This is a genomic window from Pseudomonas lini (genome assembly GCF_030812475.1).
GTDB classification, from domain to species: Bacteria; Pseudomonadota; Gammaproteobacteria; order Pseudomonadales; family Pseudomonadaceae; genus Aquipseudomonas; species Aquipseudomonas lini_A.
Window position 1 is genome coordinate 1 of sequence record NZ_JAUSSR010000013.1, and the last position, 16229, is coordinate 16229.

The window sequence follows — 16229 nt, forward strand, 5'->3', positions numbered from 1 at the left end:
GATCCCATCCCGAACTCAGCAGTGAAACGATGCATCGCCGATGGTAGTGTGGGGTTTCCCCATGTGAGAGTAGGTCATCGTCAAGATTGAATTCCAAAACCCCTATCTGCGCATGCAGGTAGGGGTTTTGTTTTTGTCAGCTGTTTGTAGGAAGCTGCACACATGCCCGAACCGATACCGATCAAGGATCACGAACAAGAGACGCGCCTGGTCAACAAACGGCTGATGGCCTGCGCCTTGTTCGTCGCCGCCATTACCTGCGCCTTGGTCGTGCGCCTGTATGTCCTGCAAGTACTCGAATTCGACTACAACTCGACGATCTCCGAAAACAACCGCGTGCACGTACTGCCGATCACCCCCACCCGAGGGCTGATCTACGACCGCAACGGCGTGGTCCTGGCCGACAACCGCCCCAGCTTCAACCTGACCATCACCCGCGAACGCGCCTCCGATATCAAGGAAGAGCTGGACCAGGTGGTCAACCTCCTGCATTTGCCCGCCGAAGACCGCACGCTGTTCGACAAGGCCATGAAGCAGGCACGCCATCCGTTCGTTCCCGTCACGCTGTTCTACGAACTCAGCGAAGAACAGATCGCGGTACTGGCCGTCAACGAGTTCCGTCTGCCAGGCATCGACGTCGAGCCGCAGTTCGTTCGTCACTACCCGATGGGCGCGCACTTCGCCCATTCGATCGGCTACGTCGGTCGTATCAACGAGAAAGAATCCAAGGCCCTGGACTCGGTGGAATACCGCGGCACCCAATCCATTGGCAAAACGGGTGTGGAGAAATTCTACGAGTCGCAATTGCACGGCCACGTCGGTTACGAAGAAGTCGAAACCAACGCTCAGGGCCGGGTCCTGCGCGTGCTCAAGCACACCGATCCGGTCCCCGGCAAAAACATCGTCCTGAGCCTCGACGTCAAACTCCAGGAGGCCGCCGAGCAGGCGTTGGGTGATCGTCGCGGGTCGGTGGTGGCGCTCGACCCGTCGACCGGCGAAGTGTTGGCCATGGTCAGCAAACCAAGCTTCGACCCGAACCTGTTCGTGACGGGCATCAGCTTCAAGGAATACGCGGCGCTGCACGATTCCATCGACCGGCCGCTGTTCAACCGCGTGCTGCGCGGCCTCTATGCCCCCGGCTCGACCATCAAGCCGGAAGTGGCGATTGCCGGTCTCGATGCCGGCGTGGTAACTCCGCAGACCCGCGTCTACGATCCGGGTTACTACCAGTTGCCGGACTTCGATCACAAATACCGCAACTGGAACCACAGCGGCGATGGCTGGGTGGACATGGACGCGGCGATCATGCGTTCCAACGACACCTACTTCTACGACCTGGCCCACAAACTGGGCATCGATCGCCTTCACGACTACATGGCCATGTTCGGCCTCGGCGAGAAGGTCTCACTGGACATGTTCGAAGAGTCTGCCGGGCTGATGCCATCCCAGGCCTGGAAGCGCGCCACGCGCCGCCAGCCATGGTTCCCCGGCGAGACGGTGATCCTCGGCATCGGCCAGGGCTACATGCAGGTCACGCCGCTGCAACTGGCCCAGGCCACCGCGCTGATCGCCAACAAGGGGGTCTGGAACCGGCCGCACCTGGCCATGACCGTGGATGGCGTCGCCCCGGTGGATGAACATCCGATGCCGAACATCCTGCTCAAGGACCCCCGTGACTGGGAACAGGTCAACCACGGCATGCAGATGGTCATGCACGACGCCCGCGGTATTGCCCGGGCGGCAGCGGCGGGCGCGCAATACCGCATCGCGGGCAAGAGTGGCACCGCGCAGGTGGTGGCGATCAAGCAGGGTGAGCGCTACAACCGGGCGAAAACCCTGGAGCGTAACCGCGATAACGCCCTGTTCGTCGGCTTCGCGCCGGCTGAGCATCCGAAGATCGTCATCTCGGTGATGATCGAGAACGGCGAGGCCGGTGGTCGCGTTGCCGGCCCTGTGGTGCGGCAGATCATGGACGCCTGGCTGCTCGATCAGGACGGCCACCTGAAGCCGCAATACGCCACGCCGAGCAAAAAACCAGGCGACCCGCACGTCTGAATGATATTGAAACACAAGCGCCATAAGGCACTTGCCATCCCCCTGACGTTAACGTAAAGATTGCCTCAGGGCGCTGAACTTGAATAGGCGCAAAGCGGACCGCTCCGGAGCGCTTGATGACGCTGATAAAAACAACTCCACCCAAGCTGCACCGCGAAGCCCGGCTGGCCCGGGAGAAACTCCATCTCGAGGGCGAAGTCCCGGATGGAGTGTTGCGGGCGGAAATCGATGCCTCGTGGCGACGCAGCCTCAGCCATGGCGTGCATTTCAATGCCAAGCACGAACTGGCGCTGGGATCGAGCGCGAGTCTTGACGTGCTGTTGGCGAGCAACCGCCTGCTGATCGACGCGGCATTGCCGGCGATCGATTACCTGGCCGAACGCCAGGGCAAGGAAGGGCTGATCATCCTCGCCAATTCCGATGCCACCATCCTCGCCGTCGAAGGACGCGCCGATCGCCTCAAGGGCAGCGGCCTGCAGGACATCACCCTCGGCGCCTGCTGGAGCGAAGCCGCCCGCGGTACCAATGCCCTGGGCACCGCATTGGTGGAAGCCCGGCCAACGATGATCGATTGCGGCGAACATTACCTCGATCGCCTGAGCGATTTCTCCTGCACTTCGGTGCCGATTCATTGCCCCCAGGGCGACATCCTCGGCGTGCTCGACCTGACCCGTGAAGGCCCGCTCGGCCGGGTCCATGACAGCACCGCGCTGCTGGCCATGGCCGTCAGCCAGATCGAAAGCCGCATCTTCAACTCAAGCTATCCGGACGAGATCGTGCTGGCATTCCACAGCCGTCGGCAATATCTCGAATCCCCATGGCAAGGCCTGCTGGCGATAAGCCTTGGCGGACAAATCCTCGCGGTCAGTGCCCAGGCCTGCCAGTTGCTGCGTGCCGAACGTTCGGCGCTGGTCGGTCGCCGCTGCGAAGAGTTTCTGGGCGTCGACGGCCTGCAACTGCTATCGCGCCTGCACCAGGGCGGAGTCGGCAGCCTGCAGACCGCCAACGGCGAATTTTTCTACAAGACCCTGCGTGCGCCGCAGCGCTCGATCAACGTCAGTGCACCACCGCGTGCCACCGCCAAAACCGCCAAACCGCAACCGGACCTCGAATCCCTGGCCGGCAGCAACGTCCGCTATGCCCGGGCGTTGCGCATGGCCCGCCAGGGCCTGGCCAATGAACTGCCGGTATTGCTGCTTGGTGAAACCGGCACCGGCAAGGAAGTCATCGCCCGTGCGTTGCACATGGCCGGCACCCGCTGCGATAAACCCTTCGTTGCGGTGAACTGCGCCGCGATCCCCGAAGGCCTGATCGAGTCCGAACTGTTCGGCTATCGCGAAGGCGCGTTCACCGGCTCCCGGCGTGGCGGCATGATCGGGCGTCTGCAACAGGCCCACGGCGGCACCTTGTTCCTCGACGAAATCGGCGACATGCCACTGGCCCTGCAAGCACGTCTGTTGCGCGTGCTACAGGATCGCAAAGTCGCTCCACTGGGCGCTGGCGAAGAGCAAGACATCGACGTCGCACTGATATGCGCGACCCACCGCGACCTCAAGCGTCTGGTGGAAGAAAAGCACTTCCGTGAAGATTTGTTCTACCGGGTCAACGGCATCAGTGTGATGCTCCCGGCCCTGCGTGAACGCGACGACTTCAGCGCTCTGGTCGCTCGTTTGCTGGTCAGGCTCGACGCGCCGACGATGCTCCTGCATGACGACCTGAACCGCCTGCTCGGCGGCTATCACTGGCCGGGCAACATCCGTCAGCTGGAGATGGTCCTGCGCACCGCGCTGGCCATGCGTGAACCGGGCGATACGGTGCTGACCCTCGATCACTTGCCCGACAGCATGCTCGACGAGCTGACCGCCACCGAACGCCCTCAGTCGGGGAGCATTCGCGAAAACGAACTGGAGCTGATTCGCCAGTCCCTGGACACTCATCAAGGCAATGTCTCGGCCGCCGCCGACGCCCTGGGCATCAGCCGCGCGACCCTGTATCGCAAACTCAAACAGTTGCGCTCCTGATGCAGCGCTTGCTCGTTCGGCTGATCCACAGCCAGAATCCCGCAGCCCTGCAAGCGGCGCTGCGCTGGCTCTACAGCTTTGTACGTCCCCATCGGCTGGCGATTGCCGGGCTGCTCGGCTTGTCCGCCTGCGCATCGGCGCTGGTGCTGGTGCAACCCTGGTTGACCAAGCTGCTGATCGACGACGGCCTGTTGGCGCGCAACTTTCCCATGCTGGTGCTGATCGCCGGGCTGATGATCCTGGCCGGATTGCTCGGCACACTGTTGTCGGGCATCAACCGTTACCTGCACACACGGCTGTCCGGGCGGATTCTGTTTGCCCTGCGCGATGACCTTTACCGGCATCTGCAAACCCTGTCCCCGGCTTTCTATGGCCAGCGGCGCATCGGTGACCTGATGTCGCGGCTCGATGGCGACGTTGCGGAGATCCAGCGCTTTGCCGTGGATTCGCTGTTCTCTGCGGTATCGAGCGTGATCGGCCTGGTCGTCGCGGTGGCAATGCTGGTGACCCTGTCTTGGGAACTCTCGTTGCTGGCACTGGTGCTGATTCCCCTCGATGTGCTCTGGCTGCGCTGGATGCGGCGCAAGGTCGAGCGCGATGTGCGGCAGTTGCGCGAGCGCTCGGCGGACATGTCCTCGTTCATGGTCGAGACCTTGCCGGTGATGAAATTCATCCAGTCCGCCGGTCAGCAGCAGCGTGAAGCGCGACGGCTGGAGACGCTGGGGCAGGGCTATATGAGCCAGTTGCTGCGACTGCAAGTGACCGAGTTCTTTACCCAGGCGGTACCGGGCACGCTGACTTCGCTGTCACGGGCTTGTGCGTTTTTGATTGGCGGTTACTGGGTGGTGCAGGGGACCTGGCAGCTGGGGGCGCTGATCGCCTTTTCCACCTACCTGGGCATGGCGGTCGGACCGGTCCAGAGTCTGTTGGGCCTGTACGTCGCGATTCAGCGAATGACCGTCAGCCTCGGGCGAGTCATGGAATTGCGCGGTGAAGAGCCGACCGTACTCACGCCCGTTACGCCGCAGCCGATGCCAAGCTCCGGCGAGCTGCGATTCGACGACGTGCACTTCAGCCATCCTGGTCGCCCGACGACCTTGCGCGGCATCGAAGCGCGTATCCCCTATGGCTTGAAAGTCGCCCTCAGCGGTGGCTCCGGGGTGGGTAAATCGACCCTGATCGACCTGCTGCAACGGCACCACGACCCGCAGTCCGGCCGAGTGTTGCTGGGGGAGGTCGACTTGCGGGAACTGGACCTGTTCCAGTTGCGCCGGCGAATCGCCGTGGTCAGTCAGGACATTGTGCTGTTCCGTGGCAGCCTTGCCGACAACCTGGCGTACGCCGTACCGGATGCCAGTCGCGAAGCGATCGCCGAAGTGGCGCGGCTGGCGCAACTCGACAGCCTGATCGCGTCGTTGCCCGAAGGCCTCGACAGTCCGTTGGGCGAGCGCGGCCAACAATTGTCCGGCGGGCAAAAACAACGCATCGCCATAGCCCGGGCATTGCTGCAGGACCCGCTGATCCTGGTGCTGGACGAGGCCACCTCGGCGGTGGATGAAGCGACCGAGCGCGAAGTGATCGAGGCCATCGACCGGTTGTTTGCCGGTCGTACGCGCATCCTGATCAGCCATCGCCCCTCGACCCTGGCCGATGCCGACCTGCGGTTTGAGTTGCTCGACGGTGTGCTGACATCGAAAACGGTGCTGCATGAAGCCTGAGTTGCGCATTGGCGTGGTGGACAGTGGTCACTCGGCGGCGCAGCGGGTGCAGGTGGTCGCCGGGCGACGATTCTCGTTGCTGGCCGATGGGCTGGCAGAAAGCGAGTTGCATGAAGATCCGCTCGGCCACGGCAGCGCAGTGATCGAAGCTATCGGTCGGCGGGCACCGGCGGCGGTATTTTGCGTGGGGCAAGTGTTCGACCGGCGAGGTGTCACCAGCGCCTTGCAGATCGCCACGGCCATCGACTGGCTGGTGACGCAGGACGTGCGCCTGATCAACTTGAGCCTGGGCCTGCGCCAGGATCGCAGCCTGTTGCGTGAAGCCTGCGCCGGGGCGGTGGCGCGGGGCATTCTGCTGTGTGCGTCCAGCCCGGCCCAGGGCGAGGGAGTGTTCCCGGCGAATTATCCACAGGTGCTGCGGGTTACCGGCGATGCGCGGTGCGCCGAACAGGAGTGGTCATGGCTCGACAGCGCCCAGGCGGATTTCGCGGCCTGTGTGCATGGGACGTATCCGGGGCAATCCGGCGCCAGCCTGGGGTGTGCGGCCTTGAGCGGGCACATTGCCGGTTTCCTGGTGGAACATCCCGAGGCGAGCAACCAGCAAGTCCTCCAATGGTTGCGCGAAAACGCCTGTTATCGCGGCCCTGAACGGCGTTCCGGCCCATGACGGCGATTGTCATTCTCGGCGCCGGGCCGGCGGGTGCAGCCGTCGCGCTGGGGCTGCGGCGGCTCGGCTATGGGGTGACCCTGGTCAGCGAGTGGCGCCGCTTTGCCGCGCTGGAAGGGGTTTCCGTGCGGGTGCTTGAGGCGTTGCGAGGCGCGGGGCTGAATCAGGCGCTGGCGGATGCGACGTTGCCTTCCCAGCGCCAGGTGTCATGGAACGGCCAGCAGCATGCGCAAAACATTGAATATCTGCTGGATCGCCCGAGCTTTGATCGAGGCCTGCGCGAGGACCTGCGCCTGGCGGGGGTAGAACTGATCGAAGCCCGGGTGTTGACGGTTCACCCGTCAGTGGCGGGACATCGGATCGAGCTCGAAGGGCGTACGGCACTGCGGGCGGATTTTCTGGTGGAGGCCCGGGGCCGTCAGGCGCCAGCGCTTGGCAAAGGCCTGCGGGGGCCGGAGACGGTCAGCCTGCTCAATCGCTGGCAAGGCACGCCAGGCACCACCGCCAGTGCCGTGGAAAGCCTGGAGGACGGCTGGGCCTGGATGGCGCGGCGGGCCGACGGTCAGTGTTACTGGCAATGGACAGTCGACGTCGCCAGCGCCGGGTTGCCAGGCAAGACGCAATTGCTCGATTACTGCCGTCAACGGCGCCAGGGTTCGGCGGTGGCCCGGGCGTTTTTTGCCGCCGGTCCCGAGAACGATCTACAGCTGCATGCTCGCAGCAGCACGGCGATTCTAAGCCCTCAGGTCTGTGGCGCGCACTGGATTCGGGTCGGCGATGCGGCAATGGCGGTGGATCCGCTGTCGGGGAACGGGATCTTCCAGTCCCTGTCTTCGGCGTTACAGGCCCCCGTGGTGATCAACACACTGTTGCGAAAACCTGAGCGAGCGGCGCTGGCGCAACGGTTTCATCGACAGCGGGTCGAGCAATTGTTTTTGCGATTTGCGCGGATCGGCCGCGATTTTTATGCCGACGAGCAGCGTTGGCTGGAGCAACCGTTCTGGCAGGCGCGGCGTCAGTGGCCGGATGCCGTGTTCGCCCATGCCGCGGCGGATTTCAACGCGTTGAGGATCGAGCGCGCGCCGGTGCTCAGGGAGGGCTTTGTCGATGAGGCCGAGGTGGTGATCACTGCCGATCAGCCATTGGGCATCTGGCATGTGCAAGGGATCGAGTTGGCGCCGTTGGTGCGGCGGTTGCGCACAGAACCGGCCGAGCAGGCGTTGGCGGGGTTGACGGTGGAGCAGGGGCGGGTGATACGCGGCTGGTTGCTGGCCCAGGGCTTCAAACCCTGACCGATCTTTGCACATGCGCTGGTAACGCCACTTTCCGGATTGCCTGTAAACGATGAACGATCCGTGTCAGGGAGAAACATCGAACGAGCCACCCCCACAACGGTCTGCTCCCTATACCATCGAATTCTTCGTACAAGGAGACGCTCGCATGCCCGAAGCATTGACCCTCAACCAACGTATCGTCCTGGCATCGCGCCCCACAGGCGCGCCGACCCCGGAGAATTTTCGCCTTGAAAGGCAAGCGCTGCCGGACCTGGCCGACGGTCAGGTGCTGCTCAAGACCCTGTATCTGTCGCTGGACCCCTACATGCGTGGGCGCATGAGTGACGCGCCCTCCTACGCGGCACCCGTGGCAATCGACGAAGTGATGACCGGCGGGGCCGTGAGCCGTGTCGAGCGCTCGCTGAACCCGAAATTCCACGAAGGTGACCTGGTGGTCGGCGCCACCGGCTGGCAGAGCCACAGCATCAGCGACGGTCGCAACATCATGCCGGTGCCGTCCGGGCTACCGAGCCCGTCGATGGCGCTGGGTGTTCTGGGCATGCCAGGCATGACCGCCTACATGGGGCTGATGGACATTGGCCAACCCCAGGCCGGCGAAACCCTGGTGGTCGCGGCGGCATCCGGCGCGGTGGGGTCAGTGGTCGGCCAGGTGGCGAAGATCAAAGGCCTGCGGGTGGTCGGCGTGGCCGGCGGTGAGAAAAAGTGCCGTTACGTGGTCGAAGAACTGGGCTTCGATGCCTGCATCGATCACAAGAGCGGCAATTTCGCCGAGGAACTGGCAAAGGCCTGCCCTGACGGCATCGACATTTATTATGAGAACGTCGGCGGCAAGGTATTCGACGCGGTACTGCCGCTGCTCAACCCCAAGGCGCGGATTCCGCTCTGCGGCCTGATCGCTTCGTACAACGCTCACGAGGCCCCCACCGGCCCGGATCAGCTGCCGCAACTGCAGCGCACCGTGCTGACCAAGCGGGTGCGGATCCAGGGCTTCATCGTGTTTGACGACTACGGTGACCGTCAGCCGGAGTTCATCAGCGCCATGGCGCCCTGGGTGCGTGACGGCAAGGTGAAATTCCGCGAGGATGTGGTCGATGGCCTGGAAAATGCGCCCGAGGCCTTCATCGGCCTGCTGGAAGGACGCAACTTCGGCAAACTGGTGGTTCGGGTCGCGCAGGCCGAGTAATTGGCCCTGCCATTTGACGCTGCTATTTGACGCTCAAGGGGAGGCGCGGGTATAAACCGCGTCTCGTTGTTTTGTCGGACTTTTCCCCATGAGCTTCAGCCCTCTGATTCGCCAACTGATCGACGCCCTGCGAATTTTGCCCGGTGTCGGTCAGAAAACTGCCCAACGCATGGCGTTGCAGCTGCTCGAGCGTGATCGCAGCGGCGGTTCGCGCCTGGCCCTGGCACTGAGCCAGGCCATGGAAGGCGTGGGCCACTGCCGGCTGTGCCGCACGCTGACCGAAGACGATCTGTGCCCGCAATGCGCCGATACCCGTCGCGACGACACCTTGCTCTGCGTGGTGGAAGGGCCGATGGATGTCTATGCGGTGGAGCAGACCGGCTTTCGTGGGCGTTACTTCGTGCTCAAGGGTCACCTGTCGCCGCTCGACGGCCTGGGCCCGGAAGCCATCGGCATTCCGCAACTGCTGGCGCGAATTGAAGAAGCGGGCACGTTCACTGAGGTCATCCTCGCCACCAACCCGACGGTGGAAGGTGAAGCCACGGCGCACTACATCGCCCAGTTGCTCAGCAACAAAGGCCTGATCGCCTCGCGCATCGCCCATGGCGTGCCCTTGGGGGGCGAGCTGGAACTGGTCGATGGCGGGACGTTGGCGCATTCGTTTGCGGGGCGTAAGCCGATCGCTTTGTAATTTGTGGTGTCTGGACTGACGCCTTCGCTGGCAAGCCAGCTCCTACAGGGTCCATTGGTGTACGCAAAATCTGTGAACACCCTTGATCCCTGTGGGAGCTGGCTTGCCAGCGATGGCGTCCGTGCAGGCAAAACGTTACTTATCGTCCAACGCAAACTGCGTCAGGCAAAACGTCGGAATCCCCATGTCCTCCAGCCGCTGCGCCCCTCCCAACTCGGGCAGATCAATAATCGCCGCCGCCTCGTGCACCCGCGCACCCATGCGCCGAATCAGGTTCGCCGCGGCAATCAGCGTACCGCCGGTGGCAATCAGGTCATCGAACATCACCACCGAATCGCCTTCACACAGGCTGTCGGCGTGGACTTCGAGGAAGGCTTCGCCGTACTCGGTCGCATATCCTTCGGCCAGCACGTCGGCCGGCAGCTTGCCTTGCTTGCGGAACAACACCAGCGGCTTGTTCAGCTGATAGGCCAGCACCGAACCGATCAGGAAACCACGGGCGTCCATCGCCCCGATGTGGGTGAAATCGGCTTCGACATAACGGTGGGCGAAGCTGTCCATCACAAGGCGCAGGGCCGTGGGCGACTGGAACAGCGGAGTGATGTCGCGAAAGATCACGCCCGGCTTGGGGAAGTCGATCACGGGGCGGATCAGGGATTTGATGTCGAACGAATCGAAGGCCATTGTCGAAGAATCCTGGCAGGCTGCAAACGTCGCAGTATAACGGCGACTGAACCCTTTCGCTCAGCCGCGACCGTTACCGTCAGCCTTCGAGCGAACCGCCGGCCAGGGCGCACAGCTGGATCGGGTCGAGGATATGAATTTCCTTGCCTTCGGCGGCAATCAGTTCGTTTTGCTGAAAGCGGGTGAACACCCGGGACACGGTTTCCACCGCCAGCCCCAGATAGTTGCCGATTTCGTTGCGCGACATGCTCAGGCGGAACTGGTTGGCCGAAAAGCCCCGGGCGCGGAAGCGGGCCGAGAGGTTGACCAGGAACGTCGCAATACGCTCATCGGCGGTTTTCTTCGACAACAGCAACATCATTTGCTGATCGTCACGGATCTCGCGGCTCATGACGCGCATCAACTGTCGGCGCAGCTGCGGCAGTTGCAGTGCCAGCTCGTCGAGGCGCTCAAAAGGGATTTCACAGACCGAGGTGGTCTCCAGGGCTTGCGCCGAGACCGGGTGTTTTTCGGTGTCCATGCCCGACAAGCCGACCAGTTCACTCGGTAAATGGAAACCGGTGAGCTGCTCTTCGCCAGTATCGCTGAGGCTAAAGGTCTTCAAGGCACCGGCGCGAACTGCATAAACGGAATCGAACGTGTCGCCCTGACGGAACAGAAACTCGCCCTTTTTCAGCGGGCGGCCACGTTTGACGATTTCGTCCAGCGCATCCATGTCTTCCAGATTCAATGAAAGTGGCAGGCAGAGGGGTGCCAGGCTGCAATCCTTGCAATGGGCCTGGCTATGAGCGCGCAGTTTTACTGGCTCGGACATTTCTTCAATCCTTGTGGGAAAAAACACACATAAGCCGTAAGGGTAACTCACGGGAGGACATTCAAGCCAGCGCCTGGCGATTTTGTCGCAGGGTTTAAATTACCCGTGAAAATCGCTGGCGATTCTGCTCGCCCAGATAGGCGTCGAACACCATGCACACCGAACGCACGAGTAACCGACCGGCGGGCAGTACAGTGATTTTTTCGTTATCGAGTTCGATCAGGCCGTCTGCGGCCATGCGCTGCAGTTGCGGCCAGAGTTCGGCGAAATAACCTTGAAAGTCGATGTTGAAAGCGTGTTCGATCCGGGCGAAATCCAGGCTGAAGTGGCAAATCAATTGCTGGATGACGGCTCGACGCAGGCGATCGTCGGCGTTGCACAGCAGACCCCGATTGGTGGCCGGTTGCGCGGCGGCCAGCGCGTTCTGATATTGGTTGAGGTCGCTGCTGTTCTGGCAGTACAGGTCGCCGATCTGGCTGATGGCCGAAACGCCGAGGCCGATCAGGTCGCAGTGACCGTGGGTGGTGTAGCCCTGGAAGTTGCGTTGCAGGGTCGATTCTTCCTGGGCAATCGCCAGTTCGTCATCGGGCAGCGCGAAGTGATCCATGCCGATGTAGCGGTAACCGGCGGCGGTCAGTTGTTGGACGGTGCCCTGGAGCATCTCCAGTTTCTGCGCCGGCGTCGGCAATTCGTCGCTGTTGATGCGTCGCTGGGGCATGAAGCGTTCCGGCAGGTGCGCGTAGTTGAACACCGACAGCCGGTCAGGTTGCAGCGCGATGACTTCGTCGACCGTGCGCGCGAAGTTCTCCGGTGTCTGTCTCGGCAAGCCGTAGATCAGGTCAATGTTGATCGAGCGAAATTGCAGGGTGCGAGCGGCGTCGATCACCGCGCGGGTCTCCTCCAGGCTTTGCAGGCGATTCACCGCCCGCTGCACCGCCGGATCGAGGTCCTGCAGGCCGATGCTGACCCGATTGAAGCCCAGTTCTCGCAGCAGGCCCATGGTCGACCAATCGGCTTCCCGAGGGTCGATTTCGATGGCGTAGTCGCCGGAATCATCGTCCAGCAAATTGAAGCTTTTGCGTAACCGGGCCATCAACTGGCGCAGTTCGTCGTGACTGAGAAACGTCGGCGTGCCACCGCCGAAATGCAGCTGCTCAACTTTCTGCGCCGGGTCGAGGTGGCAGGCAATCAGCTGGATTTCCTGTTCCAGACGCTGCAAATAGGGCAGGGCGCGGCCGCGATCCTTGGTGATGACTTTGTTGCAGGCGCAGTAGTAGCAAATGTTCGCGCAGAACGGCACATGCACATAGAGCGACAAGGGACGTTGGGCCTTGCGGCTGTCACGCAGGGCATGGAACAGGTCGAAGCTGCCGACATGACCGTCGAACTGCATGGCGGTGGGATAGGAGGTGTAGCGCGGTCCCGCCAGGTCATAGCGGCGGATCAGATCGGTGTCCCAACGAATGGCGTCGAGCATCATGCGGGCGTTCCCCCGGATAGGCTGGCTGTGTTGGCGAGTCTAGGGGCGGCGGTGTGTGGGCATCTTGATTTGCATCAAAGGTAGGGATATGTGGTGTCAGTAAGGGCCTCTTCGCGGGCTTGTCGGATCGCCGCACCGCCGCGATCGGGCCACCGCCGATCTAATGCCCCATCAACCAATGCTGATGCGGCCCGGGCAAGGTCCAGATACCGAACAGGATGACCAGCACGCCACCCGTCATGCGCACGCTGCGTTTGCGCAACAGCGCCGTGACCCGCTCGGCCGCCAGCCCCGTGGCCAGCAGCACCGGCCAGGTGCCCAGGCCGAACGCGAGCATCAGCAGCGCACTGTCCAGCGCATTGCCCTGGCTCGCCGCCCACAGCAGCGTGCTGTAGACCAGTCCGCAGGGCAGCCAGCCCCAGAGCGCACCCAACAGCAATGCGCGGGGCAGGCTCGACACCGGCAGCAACGTGTTGGCAATCGGCTGGATGTGCCGCCACAGGCCACGCCCGAGGCTTTCGATGCGGGTCAGGCCGCTCCACCAACCGGCCAGGTACAGGCCCATGACAATCAGCAATAAACCGGCGATGACGCGCATGAACATCGCCGCCGGGCTGTTGGCCACCGCCCAGCCGGCCAGTCCGATCAGCAGACCGGCAGCGGCATAGCTGAGAATTCGTCCCAGGTTATAGGCCAGTAGCAAGCGAAAGCGTCGGCTGCGCTGTTCCTGGGGAATCGCCAGGGTCAGCGCGCCCATCAAGCCGCCGCACATCCCCAGGCAATGACCGCCACCGAGCAGGCCGAGAATCACTGCAGACACCAGCAGGGGCGCCAGCTCAAGCATGTGGAGGCGCCTTGTCGTCCGGTTTGGCCGGATGGCTGCTGGCCTCGTCGACCGCCGCCTGGTGATTCGGGTCCTGGTCGTCGAACAGGATGCTGTGGGCCGGGCCGTCGAGGTCGTCGTACTGACCGCTGTCGACCGCCCAGAAGAAGATGTAGATCGCAATGGCCACGATCAGCAGCGCGGCCGGGATCATCACGTAGAGAGCTGGCATGGGTCACTCCATGCCCGCGCGGCTCAGGCCGGCAGCGGGCGGGCTTGTGGCGTGGCGCTGGCGGCAGGCGCGCTCGGCAGGCGAGTCAGGCGCAGGGCGTTCAGCACCACGGTCAACGAACTGATGGACATGCCGACCGCAGCCCATACCGGGGTGATCCAGCCGAGGGCGGCGAAAGGCAACATGAGGCCATTGTACAGCCCGGCCCACAGCAGGTTCTCGATGATTACCCGACGGGTGCGCCGGGCCAGGCTGAAGGCTTGCACCAGTGCGTCGAGCCGGTTGGACAGCAACACCGCATCGGCACTGGTCTTGGCCAGATCCGTCGCCGAGCCCATCGCCACGCTGATGTCGGCGGCGGCCAGCACCGGTACGTCGTTGACCCCGTCACCGAGCATCAACACCTTGCGACCTTCCTTGTGCAATTGGTGCAGGACCCGCAATTTATCTTCCGGTCGCAAGCCGCCACGGGCTTCGTCGATGCCCAGTTCAGCCGCGACGCTGGCCACCATCGGCGAACTGTCGCCGGACAGCAGCAAAGTGCGCCAGCCGCGGGCCCTGCACGCGGCGAGCAATGCGGGGGCGTCGCTGCGCAAACGGTCGTCGAGGACAAACCATGCCAGCGGCCCCTGGTGGTTGCCGAGCAGCAACCATTGGCCGGCTTCGTCCGGCATGGCGGGCACGGCGGCGCCGCTGAGTTCGCAGACAAATCCCGGTTGGCCGATACGTAAACGCTGTTCACCGACCATTCCTTCAAGGCCAAGGCCCGGCGAGCTGTGGACTTCTTCAGCGGCCAGCGGCGCGCGGCCGAAAGCGCGGGCGATCGGGTGTTCTGAACGGTTTTCCAAAGCGGCGGCGAGACTCAGGCATTGATCGCTGTCGAGTGAGCCGAGCGGACGAATCGAGCGCAGCGCCAGGCGGCCTTCGGTGAGGGTACCGGTCTTGTCGAATATCACCGTGTCGATCTGGTTCAAGCCTTCCAGCACATGACCGCGAGTCAACAGCAACCCCAGTTTATGCAGCGTTCCGGTGGCGGCGGTGAGGGCGGTCGGCGTGGCCAGGGACAAGGCGCACGGGCACGTCGCAACCAGCATCGCCAGGACGATCCAGAACGCCCGTGACGAATCCAGTTCCCACCAGACCAGACCGATAATGGCAGCGGCAATCAGCGACAGCAGCAGGAACCACTGCGCGGCGCGGTCCGCAATCTCCGCCAGTCGCGGCTTCTCTGCCTGGGCACGGTCCAGCAGACGGACGATGGCGGACAATCGGGTGTCCTGGCCGAGGGCCAGGACTTGCACGGTCAACGCGCCCTCGACGTTCAGGGTGCCGGCGGTGACTGCATCCCCCGGCCGCCGTGACTGCGGCAGGTATTCGCCGGTGAGCAGGGATTCGTCGATGCTCGACTGGCCGTCGAGGATCTTGCCGTCGGCCGGGAGGATAGCGCCGGGATGCACCAGCACGTGATCGCCCACGCGCAGTTCGCTGAGCAGGATCCGCTCGCTCTGGCCGTCACTACTGAGGCGCAGGCAAGAGGCGGGCAACAGATTGACCAGCTGCGCGGTGGCGGCGGCCGTACGCTCCCGGGCGCGACGTTCGAGATAGCGGCCGGCCAGCAGGAACAGCGCAAACATGCCAACGGCATCGAAGTACAGTTCACCGACCCCGGTGATCGAGGTCCAGATCCCGGCGATGTAGGCGCTGCCGATCGCCAGCGAAACCGAAACATCCATGGTCAGGTGCCGGGTACGCAGGTCGCGCAGGGCGCCCTTGAAAAAGGGCGCACAGCTGTAGAACACGATCGGCGTCGTGAGGAACAGCGCAACCCAGCGCAGGATGGTGTGCAGTTCGGGGCTGAGGTCGATATTGAATTCCGGCCAGGTGGCCATGGTCGCCATCATCGCCTGGAACCACAGCAGGCCGGCGACCCCGAGCTGGCGCAGGGCCAGGCGGTTTTCACTGGCCAGTTGTTCGCTGGCGCGGTCGGCTTGGTAGGGGTGTGCGGCGTAACCGATGTGGCGCAATTCGCTCAGTACCTGGCTCAGCGGCAATTGCCCGTCGGCCCAGCGTACGTGCAGGCGATGGTTTGACAGGTTGAGGCGCGCTTCGGCCACCGCCGGCAAGCCACGCAGGTGTTTCTCGATCAGCCAGCCGCAGGCGGCGCAGCTGATGCCTTCCATCAACAACGTGGTTTCGGCGAGTTCCCCTTCGTGGCGAACGAAGGGTGCCTGCACGTCGGCGCGGTCGTACAACGCCAGCTCGTCCACCAGTTGCACGGGCAAGGCGTCGGGGTTGGCCGAGGCTTCACTGCGATGCTGGTAATAGCTTTCAAGGCCCCCGGCGACAATCGCCTCGGCCACGGCCTGGCAACCCGGGCAGCAGAACTCGCGGGTTTCACCGAGGACGTCAGCGGTGAAGCGGCTGCCGGCCGGGACGGGCAGGGCGCAGTGGTAGCAGGGGATTGGCGTGGTCATTGGATTTTCACTGGTGCCGCAGAATCTCTGTCGTCGGATAGGGCCCCTTCGCGGGCAAGCCCGCTCCCACAGTGACTGGCGGTGTTATTCAA

The 16229-nt window shown here is 63.4% G+C and carries 13 protein-coding genes and 1 rRNA gene; 8 read left to right on the plus strand and 6 right to left on the minus strand.

Annotated elements, in window-relative coordinates:
- The 8 genes from rrf to recR form a co-directional block, all read left to right on the plus strand.
- Nucleotides 1–86, plus strand: a 5S ribosomal RNA gene (gene rrf, locus J2W17_RS22985); the annotation flags it as partial.
- Nucleotides 87–162: 76 nt separating this feature from the next.
- A complete protein-coding gene (mrdA, locus tag J2W17_RS22990; protein ID WP_307339853.1) occupies nucleotides 163–2055 on the plus strand; it encodes a penicillin-binding protein 2 in 1893 nt (630 codons plus the stop codon).
- A 116-nt stretch (nucleotides 2056–2171) separates the two neighbouring features.
- A complete protein-coding gene (locus J2W17_RS22995) occupies nucleotides 2172–4076 on the plus strand; it encodes a sigma-54-dependent Fis family transcriptional regulator (RefSeq protein WP_307339857.1) in 1905 nt (634 codons plus the stop codon).
- Nucleotides 4076–5794 carry an ABC transporter ATP-binding protein gene (locus J2W17_RS23000; RefSeq protein ID WP_307339860.1) on the plus strand — a complete coding sequence of 573 codons (1719 nt, stop codon included), beginning with the start codon at nucleotides 4076–4078 and terminating at the stop codon, nucleotides 5792–5794. The genes J2W17_RS22995 and J2W17_RS23000 overlap by 1 nt, the downstream gene beginning before the upstream one ends.
- Nucleotides 5784–6461 (plus strand): subtilisin-like serine protease QhpE, encoded by a 678-nt coding sequence (qhpE, locus tag J2W17_RS23005; protein WP_307339862.1) that lies wholly within the window; start codon nucleotides 5784–5786, stop codon nucleotides 6459–6461. Before J2W17_RS23000 ends, qhpE begins: the two co-directional genes overlap by 11 nt.
- Nucleotides 6458–7753 carry a flavin-dependent monooxygenase QhpG gene (gene qhpG / locus J2W17_RS23010; RefSeq protein WP_307339865.1) on the plus strand — a complete coding sequence of 432 codons (1296 nt, stop codon included), beginning with the start codon at nucleotides 6458–6460 and terminating at the stop codon, nucleotides 7751–7753. Before qhpE ends, qhpG begins: the two co-directional genes overlap by 4 nt.
- 148 nt (nucleotides 7754–7901) lie before the next feature.
- Complete coding sequence (locus tag J2W17_RS23015) at nucleotides 7902–8939, plus strand: NADP-dependent oxidoreductase (protein WP_307339868.1); 1038 nt, start codon at nucleotides 7902–7904, stop codon at nucleotides 8937–8939.
- A gap of 88 nt (nucleotides 8940–9027) precedes the next feature.
- Nucleotides 9028–9630 carry a recombination mediator RecR gene (recR, locus tag J2W17_RS23020; protein ID WP_033055661.1) on the plus strand — a complete coding sequence of 201 codons (603 nt, stop codon included), beginning with the start codon at nucleotides 9028–9030 and terminating at the stop codon, nucleotides 9628–9630.
- A 135-nt stretch (nucleotides 9631–9765) separates the two neighbouring features.
- On the opposite strand, the gene J2W17_RS23025 is transcribed toward recR, so the two are convergent.
- The 6 genes from J2W17_RS23025 to J2W17_RS23050 all read right to left on the minus strand — a co-directional run bounded on the left by J2W17_RS23025 (nucleotide 9766) and on the right by J2W17_RS23050 (nucleotide 16137).
- On the minus strand, nucleotides 9766–10314 hold the full coding sequence (locus tag J2W17_RS23025) for an adenine phosphoribosyltransferase (protein WP_150765891.1): 549 nt from the start codon (nucleotides 10312–10314) through the stop codon (nucleotides 9766–9768).
- Between the two features lie 79 nt (nucleotides 10315–10393).
- Nucleotides 10394–11128 (minus strand): fumarate/nitrate reduction transcriptional regulator Fnr, encoded by a 735-nt coding sequence (fnr, locus tag J2W17_RS23030; protein WP_307339875.1) that lies wholly within the window; start codon nucleotides 11126–11128, stop codon nucleotides 10394–10396.
- Between the two features lie 94 nt (nucleotides 11129–11222).
- Nucleotides 11223–12605 carry an oxygen-independent coproporphyrinogen III oxidase gene (hemN, locus tag J2W17_RS23035; protein ID WP_307340446.1) on the minus strand — a complete coding sequence of 461 codons (1383 nt, stop codon included), beginning with the start codon at nucleotides 12603–12605 and terminating at the stop codon, nucleotides 11223–11225.
- Between the two features lie 163 nt (nucleotides 12606–12768).
- Nucleotides 12769–13452, minus strand: coding sequence for a sulfite exporter TauE/SafE family protein (locus J2W17_RS23040; protein ID WP_307339878.1), 684 nt, complete (start codon nucleotides 13450–13452; stop codon nucleotides 12769–12771).
- A complete protein-coding gene (gene ccoS, locus J2W17_RS23045) occupies nucleotides 13445–13663 on the minus strand; it encodes a cbb3-type cytochrome oxidase assembly protein CcoS (protein WP_307339881.1) in 219 nt (72 codons plus the stop codon). Before ccoS ends, J2W17_RS23040 begins: the two co-directional genes overlap by 8 nt.
- 23 nt (nucleotides 13664–13686) lie before the next feature.
- Nucleotides 13687–16137, minus strand: coding sequence for a heavy metal translocating P-type ATPase (locus tag J2W17_RS23050; protein WP_307339884.1), 2451 nt, complete (start codon nucleotides 16135–16137; stop codon nucleotides 13687–13689).
- Nucleotides 16138–16229: the final 92 nt, after the last annotated feature.